The organism is Rhizobium sp. CB3171, assembly GCF_029714265.1.
Classification (GTDB): Bacteria; Pseudomonadota; Alphaproteobacteria; order Rhizobiales; family Rhizobiaceae; genus Rhizobium.
This window is the reverse complement of sequence record NZ_CP121652.1, coordinates 2,013,605-2,033,679: the sequence shown is the minus strand read 5'-3', so window position 1 is coordinate 2,033,679 and position 20,075 is coordinate 2,013,605. Positions and strand designations below refer to the sequence as shown.

Here is a 20,075-nt window from a genome sequence, read left to right as displayed (position 1 = left end):
GCTTTTCCTCAGGGCAAGCGCGAAGGCCATTAGCGGCGGCCTGCATTATTCCGCGGCCCTGGAAACACGCAGCAACGCGCCATCGTCTTCGTCCGTCGTGAGCAACAGCGCTCCGTCCGGCGCGACCACGACATCGCGCAACCGACCGAATTCTCCATCGAACATGCGCTCGCGTTCGGTCACCTTGCCGCTATCGTTGCGATCGAGGCGCGATAACAGCTCGAATTTCAGCGCGGCGACGAGGAAATCGCCTTTCCATTCCGGGAACATTTTGCCGCGGTAAACGGCGATGGCGCCGGGCGCGATCGACGGGTCCCAATAGAAAAGCGGCTGTTCCATGCCTTTCTTTGCCGTACCGACGCCGATCTTGGTGCCGGTATAGTTGCGTCCATAGGAGATGACCGGCCAGCCATAATTCTTGCCCGCCTCCGGTGTGTTGATTTCATCGCCGCCTCTGGCGCCGTGTTCAGCCGTATAGAGCTTGCCGTCAGCAGCGTCGAAGGTAATGCCTTCGGGATTGCGATGCCCCTTGGACCAGATTTCCGGCAGGGCCTTTGCGCCATCCTTGAACGGATTGTCGGCGGGAATGCTGCCGTCAGTCCCGATATGGATGATCGAACCGGCATCGTCTTGGAAATCCTGGGCTCGGCCCTGTTCACCGCGGTCGCCGAGGCTGACGAACAGGCTGCCATCCTTAGCGACCGCAATACGCGAGCCATATTGGATGCTGCCGCGCGACATCTTGTTCATCACGAAAATGCGTTTCACGTCGGTCAGGCGCCGTTCGCCCGGCGATAAGACCGCGCGGAAGACTGCCGTGCCGCTGCCGCCACCGGCGGCGATGGAAGCGGTGAAATAGATGGTACGGTTGCCGGCGAATTTTGGATCGAGGGCGACGTCAAGCAAGCCGCCTTGGCCGCGGGCATAGACATCCGGCACGCCGGCGATCGGAGCCGACGTCTTGCCATCACGGATGACGCGCATCCGGCCCGGTCGCTCCGTCACGAGGTAGGCGCCATCCGGCAGCACTTCGACGGCCCAAGGATGGTCGAGGCCGCTCGCGATCGTCTCGATCTTGACCTTGACCTTCTGCGTGCCGATCGTCCTGACCGGATCGGCAAGGGCGGCGTTCGCCATCAGCAGCGCGGAAGCCGCAAGGACAGTGCAATATCCCGTTCTGTGAAGGCGCTTCAATCCGTCTCCTCCCTTCGATGAACTGTTTATGCAACGTGGGACGAGCGGATTGCTGTTCAAGGCGCGTTACGGCGAGGGTAACGTCTTTGTGTCCAGTAAAGCCGTTTGTTTGGCGGTGTCCACTAACTCGGCATCAAGGATATAACGCAGCGGCCCGCGCGTGACGGCGCCGAATGGCCAGCAGGTGGCGAGTGCCAGGTGACGACCGGGCGTGGCGGGATCGATGCCGTTCCGGTCCCATGGTGCGACACGGCCCTGACCGGCCCGGAAGGTGAGTACCCTACCGTCGCGGCGGGTGACTTCGATCAGATCGCCCGGTTTGATATCCTTCAGCCAGCGGAAATGTGTATCGCGATGGGCGGCAATGACGGCGGTGCCTTCTTCGCCCGGCTGTGGCGTATTCGTCAGCCAGCCAGGCCCGAAAGCTAGCGCTTGGCCGCTGGCGCCGGCAAGCACGATCGCTTCCGCCCCGATCCGGGGCGCGCGGACCTCGGCCTCGGTGGTGAAATCCGCCCAGGGCCACGGCTTTGCATCCTCGCCACGAAGCTCGGCGGCGAAGGCGCGTTTCAGCAGGATCTGCGCAAGCTCGGCCTTGGCTTTCATATAGAGGCCGTTGCCGAGGAAGGTCAGGCCTGTCACGGCAAGGGCGGCGATGCAGGCGAGGGCGAGCTTTTCGAGGCGTGTAAATGCCTTCTTCCCGAGGGGAGAAGAAGGGGAAAATGCAGTGCTTTCCCCTCCCATCATATCACCATCCAAAGACGCGGCGGCGCAGCAGCATCAGCCCCGCCGCGATCGCCGCGAAAACGAGCAAGGTCAGGCCGATCAGGATGTTCCGCTCGGCCGGTGTCGCGGTTTGCGGCAGGTTGACACTCGATGTGGCCTGGCGGGCGATCATGCCGGCGGTTGCGGGTGTCGGCGCGGCGGCAATCTGGCTTGCCAGCGCGGACTGTCGCCTTGCTGAGCCGTTCTTGGGAAGCATGGCGCCGTTAATATCGGCCTGATCTGCTTCAGCCTGTTCATCGGTCGTGCCGATCGGCTCGACCGAGGCCTTGCGTTCGCCGCTGGGCGCAGTGACCGGAGCTTCGCCTTCGCCGAAGACCTTGTCGAAATCCCAGCCGGCGGGCAAGTTGAGCGGCAGCTTGGCGGAACCAAGCGGCTGGTCGGTGGGGCGGGAGGGCGTGACGTCGACGGCGACCAAGCTGGTGACGCGTGAGACGAGGTGGTGGGCGAGTGCCACCGCTTCGACCTGCTTGTCCAGCGCTCCTTGATCCTGAATCTCATAGGCGCGAGCCTCGATATCGTCGATCTTGCGGCGCGCCCAAAGCTGCGAAATGCCTTTGCCTTCGGCGGCATTGGCGATGTCCATTTCGACGCGCCAGGGCTGGGCGCCGGTCTTGCCTGATATCTGCAGCTTGCCGTTCGGCTGTGCGTCGGAGAGCTCGGCTGTCAGCACCACCGGTTCACCGGTATAGAGGTCGGGCATCGGATTGGGTGTGATATCGTCAGCCTTGGCATTGTCGAAGCTGGCGGCAATGTCGGTCATCGCCGGATTTTCGAGCTTGGTGAACAATGCGCCCATGCGCTCGGCCACCTGATCCTGCGAACCGATTGCGGTATAGGTGCCGCGACCGACTTCGGCGGCCTTGGTCATGAAGTAGGTGTTCGGTGCGGAGCCGATGCCGACGGTGAAGACGCGGGCTTCGGCGCGGTTCTGGCTGATCTCCTGAAAGAGTTGCTGCTCGTTGCCGATCGCGCCGTCGGTCAGAAAGACGACCTGGCGGAGCGCGCCGCTGGCGATCGGTCCCTGATTGCGGAGTGCATCCGACAAGGCCGGGAGCATTTCCGTGCCACCAGCGGCAGTCAGTCCATTGACATAGGCGATCGCCTTTTCCCGGTTATCCGGTGTGGCGGCGACGAGACCGTGGAAATAGTCGGTCATCGTGTCGTCGAAGCGGATGACATTGAAGCGGTCGCCGGGTTGCAGCTTGGAGATCGCAAGCGCCAGGCTGGCGCGGGCTTGTTCGATCGACTGGCCGGACATGGAGCCGGAATTGTCGATGACGAAAACCACCTCGCGTTTCGGCTGCTCCGTCGTCGCATCCGGCGCCGTCGGGGGCGTGACGAAGGCGAGCAGATAGGTCTTGCCGTCCTTCATTTCCCGGAAGAGGCCGGCGCTCGGCGTCTTGCCTGGAGCCGCCTTCCAGCTCAGCTCGAAATCGCGATCGGCAGGCACGGAGTCGCCTTTCAGCGAAATCGCACGGTTCTGTTCGCCGTTCTCAGTGATATTGATCTCGTGGAAGGTGGACTTTACCTCGCCGAGCGGGAAGCCGGCCTTGAGGTTAACGGTCAGCGATACCGGATTGATCTTGGCATTTTCACGCGGATCGAGAACTGGAGCTTCGATCTTCTCTCTGTTCGGCACCGGGTCCTGCGGCACGGCAAAGCCGGTGCCATTGTTGAACTCGACGCTCTGAACGATCGGCTGCGGGTTATAGCGCGGCGCGACGACCATCGGGAAGCGCAGCGAGAATTCGCCGGACGACTGATGGACGCTCTGTTGGTACTCGATCTGCATGACGACGGTTTCGCCGGGGCCGATATTGGCAACCTGATTGGTGAAGATGTTCGGCCGCTGCTGTTCGAGCAGGGCCGTCTTCTTGCCCTGGGCTTTGGCATCCTCATAAATCTGCCGGGCCTCCTGGCGCGGCTTGATCTGGCCTTCGATGAAGCGGTCGCCGATCTGCATGCGCAGCGTGTCGACGGCTGCATTGTCCGGCAGTGGGAAAACATAGGTGCCTTCGACCCAGCCCTTGCTCGGGTTCTGGAACCGCTGCGTAACCTTGACGCGGGAAACCGGGCCGGTGACGTCGATTTCGACATCCGTCTTCAGGCGCGGTGCCTCGACATAATAGCCAGGCTCCTTGGATGGGAAGAGCAGCGAGCCGCTGTTGATGTCGTTCGGGCGAACGAGGCCGGCGAGTTGCCGGCCGGATTGGCCGGCCTGGTCGGCGATTTCGGCGCGTGCGGTGGTGATGAGACTCAGCATCACGACCGTCAATGCGGCCAATGTTGTTATTGCGATCGAGAAGGAAGAGATGAGATTGCGCGCCCTAAGGCGCTCGGTTGTGCATTCGTCACCCAGAAACATGGCTACCCCCTGCGTTACTGGTTCCGATTGCACGATAAAAGTGTGAGAGGTGGGCTCCTTCAGGACCGAATTGCGGCGCCGTAAAGCATTTGTTAAGGCTAATTTGTGGCAATCAAGATGTATGACGATCTGTATGATTTTCGTGAAGAATTTCCGATGACTTGAGAGCTTGAATCAACCGCTTCACAAAATGATTCAACCGCCGGGCAGAGCGTTCGCATCTGTCCGCCTTTCATTCGCTCCATTCAGCCGGAGCGTGTGGGTGAGCTTCGTTTCGGAAAATGGCGGGCGTATGGCAGCCCAACGATGACGTGTGGCGCGCCGTCTACGGCTTTCGAAATAACGTCACTGTGACGCCTTTGTGCTTGAAACAGCGGGCTACATTCGACATAGAGCTTAGCGCAGAAATCTGGTCCACAGGCTTTCTGCCCACTTCAACCGATTAGGACCGATCATCATGGCCTTTCTTGCCGACGCTCTTTCCCGTGTAAAGCCTTCTGCCACCATCGCCGTTTCCCAAAAAGCGCGCGAGCTGAAAGCAAAAGGCCGCGACGTGATCGGCCTCGGCGCCGGCGAGCCGGATTTTGATACGCCGGACAATATCAAGAAAGCCGCCATCGACGCGATCAACCGCGGCGAGACGAAGTACACGCCGGTCTCCGGCATCCCCGAGCTGCGCAAGGCGATCGCCGCCAAGTTCAAGCGCGAGAACAATCTCGACTATACCTGGGAGCAGACGATCGTCGGCACCGGCGGCAAGCAGATCCTGTTCAACGCCTTCATGGCGACGCTGAACGCCGGCGATGAGGTCATCATCCCGACGCCTTACTGGGTATCCTACCCGGAAATGGTGGCGCTTTGCGGCGGCACTCCGGTTTTCGTCGCAACGACGCAGGCGAACAACTTCAAGCTTCAGCCTGCCGACCTTGAGAAGGCGATCACGCCGAAGACCAAGTGGTTCATGTTCAACTCACCGTCCAACCCGTCGGGTGCTGCCTATACGCATGCCGAGCTGAAGGCGCTGACGGACGTGCTGGTCAAGCATCCGCATGTCTGGATTCTGACCGACGACATGTATGAGCACCTGACCTATGGCGAGTTCAAGTTCGCCACGCCGGTCGAGGTCGAACCCAGCCTCTACGACCGCACGCTGACGATGAACGGCGTCTCGAAGGCCTATGCGATGACCGGCTGGCGTATCGGCTATGCTGCAGGCCCGCTGCAGCTCATCAAGGCGATGGACATGATCCAGGGTCAGCAGACCTCGGGTGCGACCTCGATTGCGCAGTGGGCTGCCGTCGAAGCGCTGAACGGTCCGCAGGACTTCATTCCGCGCAACAAGAAGATCTTCGAAGGCCGCCGCGATCTCGTCGTGTCGATGCTGAACCAGGCGAAGGGCATTTCGTGCCCGGTTCCGGAAGGCGCCTTCTACGTCTATCCGTCCTGCGCCGGCCTGATCGGCAAGACCTCGCCGACCGGCAAGGTCATGGAAACCGATGAAGACTTCGTCTCGGAACTCCTGGAATCGGAAGGCGTAGCCGTCGTCCACGGTTCGGCCTTCGGCCTCGGCCCGAACTTCCGCATTTCCTACGCGACTTCGGAAGACCTTCTCGAAGAAGCTTGCCGCCGCATCCAGCGCTTCTGCGCGGCCTGCAAGTAAGCAGTCGAAGATAAGTCAAATGAAAGCCCGCCAAAGATGGCGGGCTTTTTACGTTCAGGCCGATGGCTCGGGTTCATCAACTGATTCAAGCGCTTCGCAATTTGAGTCCGCCCGTCGGTGCAAGTCATTGAAATCATAGTCAAAGCCCCAATCCCGTCAGCATGATGAAGGTGGCGAAGAGGATGAAGTGGGTCATCCCTTCAATGGCATTGGTCTCGCCGTCGTTGAGATTGATCGCGGCGGCAATCAAGGTGATCATGATCATCACGGTCTGTACCGGCGACATGGCCATGATGAAGGGCTGGCCGGTATAGAGCGCGATCGCCTCCATGACCGGCACGGTCAGGATGACAGTCGAGAGCGAGGCGCCCATGGCGATGTTGATAGTCGCCTGCATGCGGTTTCGTAGTGCCGCGCGCAGTGCGGTCAGGATTTCGGGGGCGGCGGAAATGGCGGCGACCACAATGGCGGCAATCGCCGGCGGCGCGCCACTATCCCTTAGACCGACATCCATGAAAGCTGACATGAACTCGGCAAGCCCGCCGATCAGCACGACGCCGATCAGGATCGTGACGATGGAGGTCGCGGTGGCATCTTCGCCATGATGATCCTCCTGCGCGCCATGTTTCTTCTCGGCGCGCGGATAGCTGTAGCTGAAGAAATAGCTGTGCTGACCGACCTGCATGCGCAGGAAGAGGCCGTAAAGCGCGATCATCGCCACGATGGTGAAGGCGGAGTAGTAGTGCCATTTCACATCGGGGATGAACTCCGGGACGATCATCGAAATGCCCATGGCCGTTAGGATCATGACACCGTAAGTCTTGCCGGAATCGTCGTTATAGGGCTGCTCGCCGTGCTTCAGGCCGCCGATCAGCGCCGCAAGGCCAAGGATGCCGTTGATGTCGAGCATGACGGCGGAATAGATCGTATCGCGCACCAGCGTCGGCGAGCTTTCGCCGCCCATCAGGATTGCCAGCATGATCACTTCGACGGCGACGGCCGACAGCGTCAGGATCATCGTGCCATAAGGATCGCCGACTTTCGTCGCCAGAATCTCGGCGTGGTGGGCAACGCGCATCGAGACAAGTACGATGGTTGCAATCAATGCGACGGCGGCCAACAGGGATGCGACCCGCCCCATTTCTAGCAACGTATGCTCACCGAGATAGGCGATTACAGCGATTGCAAACGCGATGATCAGGAACTTTTCCTGCTTCAGCCAGCTCGATATTGCCAAGTCCTCACCTTTCGCACGGATTCACTTTCTCAGTCTAAATCAATGATTTCGCACATCAAGCATGCGCGGAGATGACAAGATTTGCAGTCCGCGCCGTTTAATGGAATACTATCTCGATCGGTCTGCCCAACCCAATATCGCGGCATCCTTGCAAATCGTCTCAGATGGACCGCGGTCCTGCCGGGTAGTACTCGGATCCGAAGGTCTTGGCAGATGAGAAGGAGGCTGTGAATGGTCAAGGTCACTTACGAAATTGTGCCACATGATGGAGGATGGGCATATCGTTTCGGCGACGTCTATTCCGAGGCATTTCCGACTCATTCCGAAGCAGTGGAGGCGGCCAGGATCGTGGCGGCCGAGCAGCAGGTCGGCGGCGATTCGGCCGAGATCAGTTGGCAGGACGAGCGTGGAAAATGGCACGAAGAATATACCGATGGCGGCGACCGACCGGAAACAGAGGTTGTCGACGGTAAGGTCCGTTTCCCGCCTGTCGATACGGCTCCCGGCGCCTAAACGTTATGGCCTGCGTGAAGCTGCCGGCCAATCGGGATCACACAGCACGAGTTCAACCGGATTGCTCGTCGTCATGATCTTTTCTGCTCTGTGTCGGTTTTGATGTAGTCCAGCAATCCGCTCACCAGTGCATCGAACGTCACGCGGCAGCGCGGTGACGTCTTCAGATTCTCATGCATGGCGACCCAGGTGTCGAGCGGTAACTCGATTTCGGGCAGCAGCCGGACAAGATCCTCATCCCTTTTCGCAAGCGGCATTTGGTAGAAGCTGATGCCGATGCCAGCGCGCAACGCGTTGTGCAGAGCGATGCTGTTATCCGACTTGAAGGCAAAAGAGATGCCGTCCAGCATGGGATAGCGCTTCAACATCGTGCGGATGTAAGCGGTCTGTCGGTCGAAGCCGATCAGCTTGTGATGGCGCAACTCACCGATGCTTTTGGGCTCGCCGTATAGCTCCAGATAATTGCGATGGGCGAACAAGCCGAGGGAGATGGTGCCGATACGGCGGGCCAACAGGGCATCCTGCGTGGGCGCGACCATGCGCACCGCGATATCCGCTTCTCGCAGCAACAAGTCCTCCACCGCATCCGAGGCGGAGAGTTCGATGACAAGATCGGGATGCGCGGCCTGCAGCCCAGCCAGGATCGGCGGCAATACTTCCACGCCGATGACCTCGCTGGCACTGATGCGCACGGTGCCGCTGACCCTATCGTGTGCACCGGAGGCGACGCGGAGTAGGGCGGCGGTCGTGCTGGCCAACGTTTCCGCATAGGGTCGGAGGGCGAGGGCAGCGTCCGTCGGAAGAAGGCCTTGTTGCGAGCGCGTGAAAAGCTCGGCGCCGACGGTTTCTTCCAGCGCGTCGATATGACGGCCGATGGTCGGCTGGGTCAGACCGAGATCCCGGGCGGCAGCCGAAAGCGAGCCGTGGCGGAGTACGGCGAGGAAGGTGCGATAGAAATCCCAGCTTGGTTCCGATGTCGTCATATATTCTTGTATATCATATCCAGATTTTTCGGCAATTTCGTTTATCGAAGTTGCGCGGCATAGTCACACCATCAAATCGATGGAGATGACGATGACCGAGCAGATGAACAATGGAAAGACGGCTCTGATATTGGGTGCCACTGGCGGCATCGGCGGCGCCGTTGCCCGCGGCCTTGCCGCCCGCGGCTGGCGCATCCGGGCGCTGAACCGCGACGCAGCCGAGGCCGCGCGCCGCGAGCCCGGCTTCGATTGGGTGCAAGGCGATGCGATGCAGGCGAGCGATGTGTTGAAGGCGGCGACGGGTGTCGAGCTGATCGTGCATGCCGTCAACCCGCCCGGCTATCGCAATTGGGGGCAACTGGTCCTGCCGATGCTCGACAGCACGATCGCAGCGGCGAAGGCAGTCGGCGCGCGGATCGTCCTGCCGGGCACGGTCTACAATTTTGGGCCGGATGTCCTTCCCGATGTGACCGAGGACAGCCCGCAGCATCCGCAGACACGCAAGGGTGCGATCCGCGTCGAAATGGAGCGGCGGCTGAAGGTCGCGGCGGAGGCCGGCACGCCGGTCATCATTCTCCGCGCCGGGGATTTCTTCGGTGGGCATGGCACCAATAGCTGGTTCTCGCAGGGCATTGTCAAACCCGGCAAACCAGTGACATCGGTGACCAACCCGGGAAGGGCGGGCATCGGCCATCAATGGGCCTATCTGCCCGATGTCGCGGAAACGATGATCCGCCTGATCGAGAGAGGCGATGCGCTTCCGGCCTTCGCTGTCTATCACATGCGCGGCCATTGGGATGGTGACGGCCGGCAGATGATCGGCTCGGTCGAGCGGGCAGTCGGACATAAAGTGAAAGCGAAATCCTTTCCTTGGTGGATACTGCCGCTTGCCGCTCCTTTCGTGCCGCTGATGAAGGAGTTGCGTGAAATGCGCTATCTCTGGAAAGTGCCGCTGCAGATGAGGAATGACAGGCTGCTGGCTGTGCTCGGCGAGGAGCCGCATACTCCGATCGACGAGGCGGTGAAGACGAGCCTCATGGCACTCGGCTGTCTGCCGGCACGATGAAGAGTCCTGTCAGGTCTGGAGTTCGGCCAACGCTATCCTGGCGACGGTAAAATCCGACTCGGCATTCCTGCGATCGCCGTCGCTGAGGAACCAGGTGGCGGAGAGGCCGGCATAGGCGACGATCCATTGCAGCATCCGCTTCGGTTCCAGTCTTGCTTCGGTACAGACGATCGGCAATTGCCGCTGCAGGCGACCGGGAGCGGTGACGATGGGGAGTTCCGGATTGCAGAAGGTATTGGCGAAATCGTAACCGCGTTCGCCATGAACACGCTTCGGGTCGATGGCGAGCCAGCCGCGAGGACCGAAATCCATGATATTCTCGTGGTGGATGTCGCCGTGCAGCACGGTGAGATCGCGTTGATCGGCAAGCAGGTGACGGGCAATCTCGGCGCAGGTGGCAAGAAGACCGCCATGGGCACGGGCCGCCGGCTCCAACTCGCGGAACCAGAGATCCAGCGGCACCAGATCCGGCAACGGCGTCGCGCGTGGTGCGTGGAGCTTTGCCGCCGTGCGGCAGATGATCCGGCTTGCTTCGTCATCACCGCCTTCCATTGCCATCGTCAGCAGCGAGCCCGGTCCGGTCGACCGTTCCAAAAGCGCAGCGTCGCTGTCGTGTTCACAGACATGCGCGGCGCCGTCGCCGTCCCACCAGCGCAGGACCTGGCTGCCGAGCTTCTCGTCAATATCGAGGGCGACCTTCAGCATGGCGGGCAGGCCGCGCCAGAGGACCGGCAGGAGATTGCTGGAACGGGTGATGATCGCGTCGCCATCCGGCGTGAGCGACCAACGGTTGAGATAGGGATCAAACATACGGGTACTCTAACGGCTGTCGCCAAAAAGAAAATCCCGCCTCGCAGCGGGATTTTCCGTCATGATCGGAGCGGCGGAAGTTAAGCCACTTCGTCCAGCGTCGGGTAGTCGGCGTAGCCGTTTGCGCCGCCGCCATAGAGCGTTGCCTGGTTCAGCGCGGTGAGGGAGGCGTTTTCCTTCAGCCGGCGAACGAGGTCCGGGTTGGAGATGAACGGCTTGCCGAAGGCAACGACGTCGGCCTTGCCGCTTTCGACCGCTTCGATCGCCATGTCGCGATTGTAGCCGTTGTTGAGCATCCAGGCAGACTTGCCGCCTGCAGCCTTATAGGCAGCGTGCAGCGCGTCATAGTCGAAGGGCAGGAAGTCGCGCGCGCCGCCGGTCTGGCCTTCGACGATGTGGACATAGGCGAGACCATATTTCGCCAGACCTTCGACGACGTAGGTAAAGAGGGCCTGCGGGTGAGGATCGCTGGAATCGCCCGACGGCGTTACCGGCGAGACGCGGATCGCAGTGCGTCCGGCGCCGACTTCCTTGGTCACGGCATCCACGACTTCGAAGAGGAAACGGGCGCGGTTTTCGATCGAGCCGCCATACTGGTCGGTACGATCGTTCACATCGGCGCGCAGGAACTGGTCGATGAGATAGCCGTTGGCGCCGTGGATTTCGACACCGTCAAAACCGGCTTCGATCGCGGCGCGGGCGGCCTTGCGATAATCCTCGATGATTCCCGGAATTTCCGAGGTCTCAAGGGCGCGGGGTTCGGAGACATCGGTAAATCCGCCGCTACCGTCGCTGTTGACCAGATAGGTCTTGGCATTGTTGGCGCGCTTGGAGGTGGAGGAGACGGGCTTGCCGCCGTTCGGCTGCAGCGTGGTATGGGAGATACGGCCGACGTGCCACATCTGCACGACGATCTTGCCGCCGTTTGCATGCACGGCGTCGGTCACTTTCTTCCAGCCGTCGAGGGCTTCCCGGGTGTAGAGACCGGGCACGTCGGCATAACCCTGGCCCTGATGGGTGATGGCGGTCGCTTCGGTGATGATGAGGCCGGCCGTGGCGCGCTGGGCGTAGTATTTGACGTTCAAATCGTTCGGCACCGCATTCGGAGAACGATTGCGCGTCAGCGGCGCCATGACGATGCGGTTGGCGAGGGAGATATCGCCAAGCTTAGTCGGTTCAAAGAGTTTGGCCATGGGAGGTCCTTTCTTGTTGTCCGGGGTGAAGTGTTGAAAGAAAAGCTTAGGAGGAGGCGGGTGCGGCGCTCTTCGCTCTGACCGTCGCGAAGGTCAGCGCCACGGTGGCAAGGCCGAGGAGGGCCATGGCGGCACCGGCGAGCGGCACGTGCGACAGCGAGAAGCCGGTATCGATGACGACGCCACCGACCCAAGCCCCGAGTGCGTTGCCGGTATTGAAGGCGCCGATATTGATGGTCGACACCAGGTTCGGCGCATCCTTGCCGAAACCGACGACGTTGATCTGCAGCGCCGGCACTGCGGCGAAGTTTGCCGCAGCCCAGAGGAAGAGGGTGATCTCGGCTGGGACGAAGGAATGGCTGGTGATGCTGAATATGGCCGAGGTCAGCGCGATTGCCGCGAAGGTGCTGGCAAGCGTGGTGCCCAGACGCCAGTCCGCGAGCTTGCCGCCGATGAGATTGCCGATGGTCAGGCCGATGCCCATCCATAGCAGCGTCAAAGATACCCATCGCGGCGAAACGCCGGTGATTTGGCGCAGCAGCGGCGCAATATACGTGAACAGGGTGAACATGGCTGCGGCGAAAAACACCGTTGTCAGCAGCGACAGCCATAGGCCGAGACCGCGTAGCGCCAAGAGTTCGCGGGCAAGACTGTCCTGGCGGACTTCTTCTCCTTTTGGCAGGACAAGCACCAGGCCGATAAGCGAGGCGACGCCCAGCAGGGTGATTATCCAGAAGGGCGCATGCCAGCCGAAAGCGTGGCCTAACGCGGTACCGAGCGGCACACCGAGCACATTGGCAAGCGTCAGACCGGTGAACATCAATGCGAGGGCGCGAGCCTTGCGGTCCTCGGTGACGAGGCTTGCGGCAACAACCGAACCGATGCCGAAGAAGGCACCATGGCAAAGCGCGGTAACGATGCGGGCGATCATCAGGACCCAATAGCCGGGTGCGATGGCACAGAGCAGGTTGCCGAGGATGAAGAAGCCCATCAACATGATCAACGTTGAGCGGCGGCGCAGATGCGCCGTGGCGATGGCCATGATCGGCGCACCGATCGCCACCGCCAGCGCATAGCCGGTCACCAGCCAGCCGGCTTGCGGGATGCTGATGGATAGATCAGTGGAAACTTCGGGCAGCAGGCCCATGATGACGAATTCAGTCGTTCCGATGGCAAAGGAGCTCAACGCCAGGACAAGGAGGGCGAGCGGCATCTCAAAGTTCCTTCTGAAGAGTGGCAAGGAATTCGGCGATGGTTTCTTCGTTGCGCTTATAAAAAATCCACTGGCCGAGGCGCTTGGTGGTCACCAAGCCAGCGCGATGCAATGTGCCGAGATGGGCGGAAACGGTGGATTGCGATAGGCCGCAGCGCTCGAACTGGCTGGCGCAGACACCCAGCTCCAGCGGATGTTCCTGGGTCGGAAAATGGGCGTGCGGATCTTTGAGCTGATTGAGGATTTCGAGCCTGGCGGGATGGGCCAAGGCCTTTAGTATCTCAGTTCTATCCATGACGTCACCGGCTTAATATCGAAAATTAACGATTCATGTATCGTCGATTTTCGATATATCAAGATGCGGCGCAGCAAATTATTTTATGCAATGCGCTTCGTGGGCATGCTTAGAATTTGGGCAAAAAAAGAGGGCCACCGGAATAACCAGGGCCCTATAGGTGTGAAGGTCAAAAACCTCCAGAGGGGAACAGCTGCTGCGGTGGAACTGGGAGGAAAAGCCACCATGTGCATCAGCTATGTGCGGTATGATGCTAATTTGTGCAGTGCGCAATGCTTTTTTGTGCATGGCAGTTATGCGTTTGCGGCCTCTGCTGAAAAAGGGCAAAAAAAAGGGCCACCGGTAACAACCAGGGCCCTATAGGTATGAAGGTTAAAAACCTCCAGAGGGGAACAGCCAATGCGGTGGAACTGGGAGGAAAAGCCACCATATGCATCAGCTATGTGCGATATGGTAGTTAATTGGGCAGGCTTCAACTCTGTTTTGTGCATATCAGCCATGCGTCATACGCGTGACAGATATATTACGGCAAAAAACATTTGTAGCACAGAGTCTTAGCTCAACTAAAAGTTCCAGTTCCGTGCCTTGGCGACGATGAAATCCCGAAAAACCTTGAGCTTGGCGGCGTTTTTCATTTCGTCGGGATAGCAGAAATAGGTGTCGAAGGACGGTACGTCGGCATTGATCGCAAGCTGAATAAGGCCCGGATCGCGGCCGACGATGTAGTCCGGTAGTACGGCGATACCGATACCGAGCAGGCAGGCGCGCTTGATCGACGTCTGGCTGTTGATCTGCAGATGCGGAACACGCTTGTTGTCCGACGAGCGGCCGGCAATCTCCAGCCAGTTCACATCGAGAAGGTAGTTCGGCGCCGGTTCGCCGAAGCTGATGATGCGATGCTCGTCCAGAGCCTCCACCGACTGCGGTTCGCCATAGCGGTTGATGTAGGAGGGGGCGGCGTAGACATGCATATGGACGGTGAAGAGCTTGCGCTGGATCAAGTCCGATTGCTGCGGCTGGCGCAGTCGGATGGCGCAGTCCGCATGGCGCATGTTCACGTCCAGCTCCTCATTGTCGAGGATGAGCTGGATCGACATGTCGGGATAAAGCTGCAGGAATTCCTGGATCTTGTCGGTCAGCCAGCCCTGGCCGAGGCCGACGGTCGTCGTCACGCGCAGCTTGCCGCTCGGCTTATCGGTCGTCTCGGTCAATTGCATCTTGACCGTTTCGAGCTTCAAGAGAACGTCATGCGCGGTGCGATACAGCAATTCGCCCTGTTCGGTCAGGATCAGGCCGCGGGCGTGGCGGTGGAACAGCTTAATGCCGACGTCCTGCTCGAGCGCGCTGACCTGGCGGCTGATGGCGGATTGGGACAGATGCAATTTATCCGCCGCGTGCGTGAACGAGCCCGCTTCGGCAGCCGCGTGAAAGATACGCAGCTTGTCCCAATCCAATGGCATGCCGTTTCCCCTCATCGGCTGCATCACTCCGCAGCTACGGCGACGGGCATATGCCCGGTCAAGTAGCGTTCCGCCTCAAGCGCCGCCATGCAGCCCATCCCTGCTGCCGTGATCGCCTGTCGGAACGTATCGTCGGTCACATCACCGGCGGCATAGATGCCTTCGACGTTGGTCGCAGTCGAATCGGGTGCAGTCCAGAGATAGCCATTGTCCTTGAGCTTCAATTTGCCCTTGAAGAGTTCCGTTGCCGGTGCGTGGCCGATGGCGACAAACACGCCGTCGATCGTCACGTCGGTGACGACGCCCGTGCGGGTGTCGCGCAGGCGCGCGCCGGAAACCGACGGCGGCATCGGCGGCTTGGCCGGCGTGCCGGTGATTTCGGCAACCTCGGTATTCCAGAGGACCTTGACGTTCTCCTTGGCGAACAGGCGCTCCTGCAGGATCTTTTCGGCGCGGAACGAATCGCGGCGATGCACGACGGTGACCGACTTGGCGATATTGGAGAGATAGAGCGCTTCCTCGACGGCGCTGTTGCCGCCGCCGACCACGATCACATCCTTATTACGATAGAAGAAGCCGTCGCAGGTAGCGCAGGCGGAAACGCCAAAGCCCTGGAAATGCTGTTCGCTCTCGATGCCCAGCCATTTGGCCTTGGCGCCGGTCGCGATGATCAGCGTGTCGGCGGTCCAGACCTGACCGCTGTCGGTGCGCGCGACAAAGGGGCGCTTGGTGGTATCGACTTCGGTGACGAGATCGTTGACGATTTCCGCGCCGACATGCTGGGCCTGCAGCAGCATCTGCTCCATCAGCCACGGGCCCTGGATCGGATCGGCGAAGCCCGGATAGTTTTCGACATCCGTGGTGATCATAAGCTGGCCGCCCTGTTCGAGGCCAGCGATCAGAACCGGCTTCAGCATGGCGCGCGCGGCATAAACGGCGGCCGTATAGCCGGCGGGGCCGGAACCGATGATGAGCACCTTGGTATGGCGGGCAGGCATGTGTAGTCCTTTCAATCTAAGCGCTTCGGGAAGCCGCGGCTTCAAACGGGCAAAAGCAGGCGATTTCACGATCCGCCGCCTCATTTATGATTGTCGCATGCATTTATTCAAGGGCAGCCTTGCATTACTAACAGAGCAAATCTGCTTTGTGTAAGATTCGGTCACGCGCGGGAAACTTTCTTGCGTATTTTCGCGCTTTATATAGAAGCTGCCGGTTGGGAATTAAAGAAAGGCAAGAAAAGTGCTGCGGGCTGAACTCGACGCCATCGATATCAAGATCTTGCGGGAACTCCAGCGCGACGGGCGCATGACCAATGTCGAACTCGCCGATCGTGTCGGCATCTCCGCGCCGCCCTGTCTGCGCCGGGTGCGCAAGCTGGAGGAGGCCGGCGTCATCGAGGGCTACCATGCGATGCTGAACAGCCCGAAGCTCGGCTTCGATCTCGTCGCCTTCTGCATGGTCGGTCTCAAGCATCAGTCGGAGGCCAATCTCAAAGCTTTTGCGGCTGTGACAGCGGAGTGGCCGCTCGTACGCCAGGCATGGATGGTTTCCGGCGACAGCGATTTTCTGCTGCATTGCGTCGCCGAAAACCTCACCCGGTTCCAGGATTTCGTCATCGAGGTGCTGACGGCGAACGAGCATGTCGACACGGTACGCACCATGCTGACCATCCGGCAGGTGAAGAAACTCGGGCTGGTGGAGCTCTAGGACATGGCGGACCGCCCCTGGCACCGATCGTTGATTAAGACGGGTGCGCGCCTGTTGCTCGGCGGTTCGCGCGCCCATGCGCAGGACTGGTTTCCAGGGCTCAACATCGTGCGGGCAAACGGGGTAGGCGAGGTCTATTACCAACGTGCCAAGGTCGCGGCCCTTTCTCCCATCGACCGGCTGCGCGAACAGTCCGGCCAAATCATCCATATCGTCGGCTCCGGCCCATCGATCCGCGACTGCGATCTGGCCGGGCTTGAGAAGGGCAGCGCGATCCTGCTGAACGGCGCTATCGGGTTGATCGGCGAGCAGATTGCCGCGCCGCTTGCCATCGCCGTGGAGGACGAGCGCTTCGTCTGGCGGCATTCCGAGATGATGCGGCGCAGGATCAAGTCCGATACGATTTGCCTGTTTTCGGTCGCGGTGCTGCGGGCGATCTCGGAACTCGACAGCCGTTGGCTGGCGGATAAGACGGTCATCCTGATCGACGATATCCGCAAGCCTTACGGCGCCCGCCGCCGCTCCATCGATGACATCAGAAGGCTCGATTTCGTGCGCCTCAACGCAACGGGCTCCGCCGGCTTTTCCTTCGCGCCGGATCGCGGTGTTTTCCAGGGTGGCTCGGTCGCGGTATCGGCGCTGCAGTTCGCGCTTTATTGCTCGCCCAGAACGATCGGCTTTCTCGGTATCGATATTTCCAATGCCGGTGAGCCCCGGTTTTATGAGACCAGCGACGAGACTGCCTTTTCCGGCATTGCCCAGGCTGAAGACCGCATTCTTGAGCACTTTGTTCTGGCAAAGGAAATCGCGTCGGAGCGAGGCGTGACGTTTGTCAATTATTCGCCGGTTTCGGCGCTATTGAAGCATGGGTTTGGTTACGATGCGCGGTTTGCCGCGGTATCGACGATCTGAGTTGCGGGGAACGGACGCATGGGTTGGTTGAAGCCCAAGATATCGGATGCGAAGCGGCTTACAATCGATCCGCCGAAGCCGCAGGCGGGCCGACACGGCATCGCGATTGCCGTTTGCGTCAAGGATGAGGCGCGCTATATCGAGGAATGGATACGCTTCCACCAAGCTGTCGGCATTCGTCACTTCTATATCTATGACAATGGCTCGACGGACGAGACCCTCGCTATTCTACGTGGCCTCCTCGATGCCGACACGCTGACGATCATCCCTTGGATCGGACGTATGACCGATGCAACCACGGGGGCGCCCCTGAACGGTCAGGTCATCGTCTTCGCCCACGCCATCCTCAATTTCGGCGGCGCATATCGCTGGATGGCCTTCATCGATGTCGACGAATTCCTGTTGCCGAAGGAAGGGCGAACGGTCGAGGAGGCGCTAGCGGCAGTCGGCGATTTTCCAAATGTCTCGTTGCCATGGCATATGTTCGCGACGAGCGGTCACGAGAAGCGGCCCGACGGTCCGCTGGCGCTGAACTACACGATGCGCGGTGCCGATCCGATGACGAGCAAGGAAAATGTTAGTAATTTCAAATGCATCGTTGACCCCTGCGAGGTGACGGAAGTCACGGTGCATCAGTTTCAGACGCGATCATTCGGTGATCTGACGGCGAACGATGCCGGAAAACGTTTCACGCGCCGCGCACGGAAGTCGCCGGATTTCTATTCGAACCAGTTTCTACAACTCAATCACTACTACACCAAATCCCGTGAAGAGCTGATAGCCAAGCTGGCGCGCGGATGGACCTACGATGCCTCGCCGACCAAGTACCGGGACAAGGTCTTGTCGATCGTCAAAAGCATTGAGGAAGATCTGGTCGAGGACCGGGCGATGATCGATTTCGTCGAGCGCAACCGCATCGATCTCGGCCGATAGGCCCTCGTTTCAGCGGGCGCCGCCGAGCAGTTGCCGATAGATGTCGCCGATCGCTGTCGCTTCCTTTTCCAAGGCGAACTCGCTACGTACGTGACGCACTGCGTTTTCCCCTTGGCTGAGCGTTTCTTCGGGATTGGCGAGATAGAAGTCGATCGCTTTCGTCAGCGCTTCGCCATCGCCGGCGGGTACGATCGCGCCGGTTTCTCCGGGTACGATCAATTCGGCATAAGCGCCCGCGTCGGAGGCGACGACGGCGGTGCGTGAGGCCATGGCCTCAAGCGGCGTCAAGCCGAAGCCTTCATTGCGGGAAGGGGCGACATAGAGTGTCGCTCGGCGGTACCAGGGCCTGATATCGTCGACTTCACCGAGGAAGCGGATGCGATCGGTGAGGCCGGCCGCGGCCACCATCTTCACCAATTCGTCGCCGAAGCCTCGATGTTCCGCAGTTACCCGGCCACAGACAACGGCGGTCCAGTCCGGATAGCGCGGCAGAAGCTCGATCATCGCCTTGACGAAGAGATCCGTCCCCTTCTGGTGGCGAACGCGGCCGAAGCAGCCGATCAGATAGGTGCCGGGCAGGCCGGTGGAGGCCATGCGATCATGCGGCACTTCCGGCGGATGAAACATCTTCAGATCGATGCCGTGCTGGATGACCGTGTGCGGCACCTGCAGAAAACTGCCGGAGCGCGCGCTGGTGGCGATCACGGCGTCCATGCGGCGGATCAGCCAGCGCGTGTAGGCAGTGTGCCGGCGCTGAGCTGCCGAGGTGAAGACCAGCTTCAGCGGCATGCGCAGCACGGAGCGCAACAACAGCCCGACCAGCATCTCGTTGTTGCGACGGGCATGCCAGACACGAACACGGTGGCGGCGCGGCTTCATCCAGAGGCCGGGTATCCGCGCCCAGCCAAGCTTCGGCAGGTCTTCCGGCAGCCCTGGCCCGAGCGTGGCGATATGGCAGCCGAGTTCGAGCTGTTTCGGGATCAATTGCACGATCGTCGAGGTAACGCCGGAGAGCCGGCGTTTGAAGTTCGTCGCGATGACCTCGATTTCGCTGAGATCGCTTGAGTGCGATGCGTCGCGATCGCGCACGGGCGATCAACCCCAGGAGACGGAGAGGATTTCGTAGGCCTTGGCGCCGCCGGGAGCGTTGACCTCGATCGAATCGCCAACCTCCTTACCGATCAGCGCACGGGCGATCGGGGAGGAGATGGAGATGCGGCCGGCCTTCACATCGGCTTCCTGGTCGCCGACGATCTGGTAGATCTTTTCTTCTTCGGTGTCCTCGTCGACGAGCTTCACCTTGGCGCCGAACTTGATCTTCGAACCGGACATCTTGGTGAGGTCGATGACTTCGGCGCGCGCCGTCAGGTCTTCAAGCTCGGTGATGCGGCCCTCGTTGTGGCTTTGGGCCTCCTTGGCGGCATGGTACTCGGCATTTTCGGAGAGGTCGCCATGGGCGCGGGCTTCCGAAATTGCCTCGATGATTCGCGGGCGCTCTTCCTGCTGACGCCAGCGCAGTTCTTCCTGCAGCTTGACGAACCCGTTCTGCGTCATCGGTACCTTTTCAACCATTTTTCTTGTCCTTCACTCCCTGCGTTGCTCTGTCGCAGACACAAAAAGAAAACAGGTCCCGAAGCGGTACTTCGGAACCATACAGAGCCATTATTCTGTCATCTATAGCAGATTGCGAAGGCCGATTTCCAGAAAATTCGGTGACTTATGGCAAGGCTGGTCTTGGCCGATACTTGCGG

20 protein-coding genes are annotated in these 20,075 nt (G+C 60.3%); 7 read left to right on the top strand and 13 right to left on the bottom strand.

The genetic code is table 11. The features are described from left to right. Positions 1 to 45: 45 nt before the first annotated feature. The 3 genes from QA648_RS09970 to QA648_RS09960 all read right to left on the bottom strand — a co-directional run bounded on the left by QA648_RS09970 (position 46) and on the right by QA648_RS09960 (position 4,342). Positions 46 to 1,137 (bottom strand): PQQ-dependent sugar dehydrogenase, encoded by a 1,092-nt coding sequence (locus QA648_RS09970; RefSeq protein ID WP_283051290.1) that lies wholly within the window; start codon positions 1,135 to 1,137, stop codon positions 46 to 48. 123 nt (positions 1,138 to 1,260) lie between these two features. Further along, positions 1,261 to 1,938 (bottom strand): class GN sortase, encoded by a 678-nt coding sequence (locus tag QA648_RS09965; RefSeq protein ID WP_283046580.1) that lies wholly within the window; start codon positions 1,936 to 1,938, stop codon positions 1,261 to 1,263. A gap of 1 nt (position 1,939) precedes the next feature. After that, complete coding sequence (locus QA648_RS09960) at positions 1,940 to 4,342, bottom strand: marine proteobacterial sortase target protein (protein WP_283046578.1); 2,403 nt, start codon at positions 4,340 to 4,342, stop codon at positions 1,940 to 1,942. A 457-nt stretch (positions 4,343 to 4,799) separates the two neighbouring features. Between QA648_RS09960 and QA648_RS09955 the strand changes: the two genes are divergently transcribed. Continuing rightward, positions 4,800 to 6,002, top strand: coding sequence for a pyridoxal phosphate-dependent aminotransferase (locus QA648_RS09955; RefSeq protein ID WP_283046576.1), 1,203 nt, complete (start codon positions 4,800 to 4,802; stop codon positions 6,000 to 6,002). 139 nt (positions 6,003 to 6,141) lie between these two features. Here the strand turns inward: QA648_RS09955 and QA648_RS09950 are convergent, their stop codons facing one another. Then, positions 6,142 to 7,239, bottom strand: coding sequence for a calcium:proton antiporter (locus tag QA648_RS09950; protein WP_283046574.1), 1,098 nt, complete (start codon positions 7,237 to 7,239; stop codon positions 6,142 to 6,144). 231 nt (positions 7,240 to 7,470) lie between these two features. On the opposite strand from QA648_RS09950, the gene QA648_RS09945 reads away from it, so the two are divergent. Continuing rightward, positions 7,471 to 7,752, top strand: a complete 282-nt coding sequence (locus QA648_RS09945) for a DUF2188 domain-containing protein (protein ID WP_104823716.1) — start codon at positions 7,471 to 7,473, stop codon at positions 7,750 to 7,752. Between the two features lie 71 nt (positions 7,753 to 7,823). On the opposite strand, the gene QA648_RS09940 is transcribed toward QA648_RS09945, so the two are convergent. Then, entirely contained in the window at positions 7,824 to 8,735 is a 912-nt protein-coding gene (locus QA648_RS09940) for a LysR family transcriptional regulator (protein ID WP_283046571.1), read from the bottom strand. A gap of 91 nt (positions 8,736 to 8,826) precedes the next feature. Between QA648_RS09940 and QA648_RS09935 the strand changes: the two genes are divergently transcribed. Beyond that, positions 8,827 to 9,801: an NAD-dependent epimerase/dehydratase family protein gene (locus tag QA648_RS09935; RefSeq protein WP_283046569.1), complete on the top strand. Its 975-nt coding sequence runs from the start codon at positions 8,827 to 8,829 to the stop codon at positions 9,799 to 9,801. A 9-nt stretch (positions 9,802 to 9,810) separates the two neighbouring features. Here the strand turns inward: QA648_RS09935 and QA648_RS09930 are convergent, their stop codons facing one another. The 4 genes from QA648_RS09930 to QA648_RS09915 all read right to left on the bottom strand — a co-directional run bounded on the left by QA648_RS09930 (position 9,811) and on the right by QA648_RS09915 (position 13,312). Further along, positions 9,811 to 10,611: an aminoglycoside phosphotransferase family protein gene (locus tag QA648_RS09930; protein ID WP_283046567.1), complete on the bottom strand. Its 801-nt coding sequence runs from the start codon at positions 10,609 to 10,611 to the stop codon at positions 9,811 to 9,813. Between the two features lie 80 nt (positions 10,612 to 10,691). Beyond that, complete coding sequence (locus QA648_RS09925; protein WP_283046565.1) at positions 10,692 to 11,804, bottom strand: alkene reductase; 1,113 nt, start codon at positions 11,802 to 11,804, stop codon at positions 10,692 to 10,694. Positions 11,805 to 11,850: 46 nt separating this feature from the next. Next, positions 11,851 to 13,017, bottom strand: coding sequence for an MFS transporter (locus QA648_RS09920; protein WP_283046563.1), 1,167 nt, complete (start codon positions 13,015 to 13,017; stop codon positions 11,851 to 11,853). A gap of 1 nt (position 13,018) precedes the next feature. Beyond that, positions 13,019 to 13,312, bottom strand: coding sequence for a metalloregulator ArsR/SmtB family transcription factor (locus QA648_RS09915; RefSeq protein ID WP_104823710.1), 294 nt, complete (start codon positions 13,310 to 13,312; stop codon positions 13,019 to 13,021). Positions 13,313 to 13,375: 63 nt separating this feature from the next. Between QA648_RS09915 and QA648_RS09910 the strand changes: the two genes are divergently transcribed. After that, entirely contained in the window at positions 13,376 to 13,675 is a 300-nt protein-coding gene (locus QA648_RS09910; RefSeq protein ID WP_283046560.1) for a hypothetical protein, read from the top strand. A gap of 200 nt (positions 13,676 to 13,875) precedes the next feature. Here the strand turns inward: QA648_RS09910 and QA648_RS09905 are convergent, their stop codons facing one another. Beyond that, the gene (locus QA648_RS09905) at positions 13,876 to 14,772 is read right to left on the bottom strand and encodes a LysR family transcriptional regulator VtlR (protein ID WP_104823709.1); all 897 of its coding nucleotides are present in this window, start codon (positions 14,770 to 14,772) and stop codon (positions 13,876 to 13,878) included. 23 nt (positions 14,773 to 14,795) lie between these two features. Then, positions 14,796 to 15,770: a thioredoxin-disulfide reductase gene (gene trxB, locus QA648_RS09900; protein ID WP_283046558.1), complete on the bottom strand. Its 975-nt coding sequence runs from the start codon at positions 15,768 to 15,770 to the stop codon at positions 14,796 to 14,798. 241 nt (positions 15,771 to 16,011) lie between these two features. On the opposite strand from trxB, the gene QA648_RS09895 reads away from it, so the two are divergent. From QA648_RS09895 to QA648_RS09885, 3 genes are read left to right on the top strand one after another with little or no spacing between them, the layout of a single operon-like run. Next, entirely contained in the window at positions 16,012 to 16,479 is a 468-nt protein-coding gene (locus tag QA648_RS09895) for an Lrp/AsnC family transcriptional regulator (RefSeq protein ID WP_104823707.1), read from the top strand. Between the two features lie 3 nt (positions 16,480 to 16,482). Beyond that, positions 16,483 to 17,391 (top strand): glycosyl transferase, encoded by a 909-nt coding sequence (locus QA648_RS09890; RefSeq protein ID WP_283046555.1) that lies wholly within the window; start codon positions 16,483 to 16,485, stop codon positions 17,389 to 17,391. A gap of 18 nt (positions 17,392 to 17,409) precedes the next feature. Next, on the top strand, positions 17,410 to 18,324 hold the full coding sequence (locus QA648_RS09885) for a glycosyltransferase family 92 protein (protein ID WP_283046553.1): 915 nt from the start codon (positions 17,410 to 17,412) through the stop codon (positions 18,322 to 18,324). Between the two features lie 9 nt (positions 18,325 to 18,333). On the opposite strand, the gene QA648_RS09880 is transcribed toward QA648_RS09885, so the two are convergent. Both QA648_RS09880 and greA read right to left on the bottom strand, forming a co-directional pair. After that, positions 18,334 to 19,413, bottom strand: coding sequence for a glycosyltransferase family 4 protein (locus QA648_RS09880; RefSeq protein ID WP_283046551.1), 1,080 nt, complete (start codon positions 19,411 to 19,413; stop codon positions 18,334 to 18,336). A gap of 6 nt (positions 19,414 to 19,419) precedes the next feature. After that, positions 19,420 to 19,896, bottom strand: coding sequence for a transcription elongation factor GreA (greA, locus tag QA648_RS09875; protein ID WP_028751624.1), 477 nt, complete (start codon positions 19,894 to 19,896; stop codon positions 19,420 to 19,422). Between the last annotated feature and the right edge of the window lie 179 nt (positions 19,897 to 20,075).

What these genes read in the sequence shown, in the direction of transcription:
- QA648_RS09965 (WP_283046580.1), bottom strand. Translation starts at nt 1,938, where the DNA reads ATGATGGGAGGGGAAAGCACTGCATTTTCCCCTTCTTCTCCCCTCGGG.
- QA648_RS09960 (WP_283046578.1), bottom strand. Translation starts at nt 4,342, where the DNA reads ATGTTTCTGGGTGACGAATGCACAACCGAGCGCCTTAGGGCGCGCAAT.
- QA648_RS09925 (WP_283046565.1), bottom strand. Translation starts at nt 11,804, where the DNA reads ATGGCCAAACTCTTTGAACCGACTAAGCTTGGCGATATCTCCCTCGCC.
- QA648_RS09930 (WP_283046567.1), bottom strand. Translation starts at nt 10,611, where the DNA reads ATGTTTGATCCCTATCTCAACCGTTGGTCGCTCACGCCGGATGGCGAC.
- QA648_RS09955 (WP_283046576.1), top strand. Translation starts at nt 4,800, where the DNA reads ATGGCCTTTCTTGCCGACGCTCTTTCCCGTGTAAAGCCTTCTGCCACC.
- QA648_RS09910 (WP_283046560.1), top strand. Translation starts at nt 13,376, where the DNA reads ATGCGGCGCAGCAAATTATTTTATGCAATGCGCTTCGTGGGCATGCTT.
- QA648_RS09945 (WP_104823716.1), top strand. Translation starts at nt 7,471, where the DNA reads ATGGTCAAGGTCACTTACGAAATTGTGCCACATGATGGAGGATGGGCA.
- QA648_RS09915 (WP_104823710.1), bottom strand. Translation starts at nt 13,312, where the DNA reads ATGGATAGAACTGAGATACTAAAGGCCTTGGCCCATCCCGCCAGGCTC.
- QA648_RS09890 (WP_283046555.1), top strand. Translation starts at nt 16,483, where the DNA reads ATGGCGGACCGCCCCTGGCACCGATCGTTGATTAAGACGGGTGCGCGC.
- trxB (WP_283046558.1), bottom strand. Translation starts at nt 15,770, where the DNA reads ATGCCTGCCCGCCATACCAAGGTGCTCATCATCGGTTCCGGCCCCGCC.
- QA648_RS09970 (WP_283051290.1), bottom strand. Translation starts at nt 1,137, where the DNA reads ATGGCGAACGCCGCCCTTGCCGATCCGGTCAGGACGATCGGCACGCAG.
- QA648_RS09905 (WP_104823709.1), bottom strand. Translation starts at nt 14,772, where the DNA reads ATGCCATTGGATTGGGACAAGCTGCGTATCTTTCACGCGGCTGCCGAA.
- QA648_RS09885 (WP_283046553.1), top strand. Translation starts at nt 17,410, where the DNA reads ATGGGTTGGTTGAAGCCCAAGATATCGGATGCGAAGCGGCTTACAATC.
- greA (WP_028751624.1), bottom strand. Translation starts at nt 19,896, where the DNA reads ATGGTTGAAAAGGTACCGATGACGCAGAACGGGTTCGTCAAGCTGCAG.
- QA648_RS09935 (WP_283046569.1), top strand. Translation starts at nt 8,827, where the DNA reads ATGACCGAGCAGATGAACAATGGAAAGACGGCTCTGATATTGGGTGCC.
- QA648_RS09940 (WP_283046571.1), bottom strand. Translation starts at nt 8,735, where the DNA reads ATGACGACATCGGAACCAAGCTGGGATTTCTATCGCACCTTCCTCGCC.
- QA648_RS09920 (WP_283046563.1), bottom strand. Translation starts at nt 13,017, where the DNA reads ATGCCGCTCGCCCTCCTTGTCCTGGCGTTGAGCTCCTTTGCCATCGGA.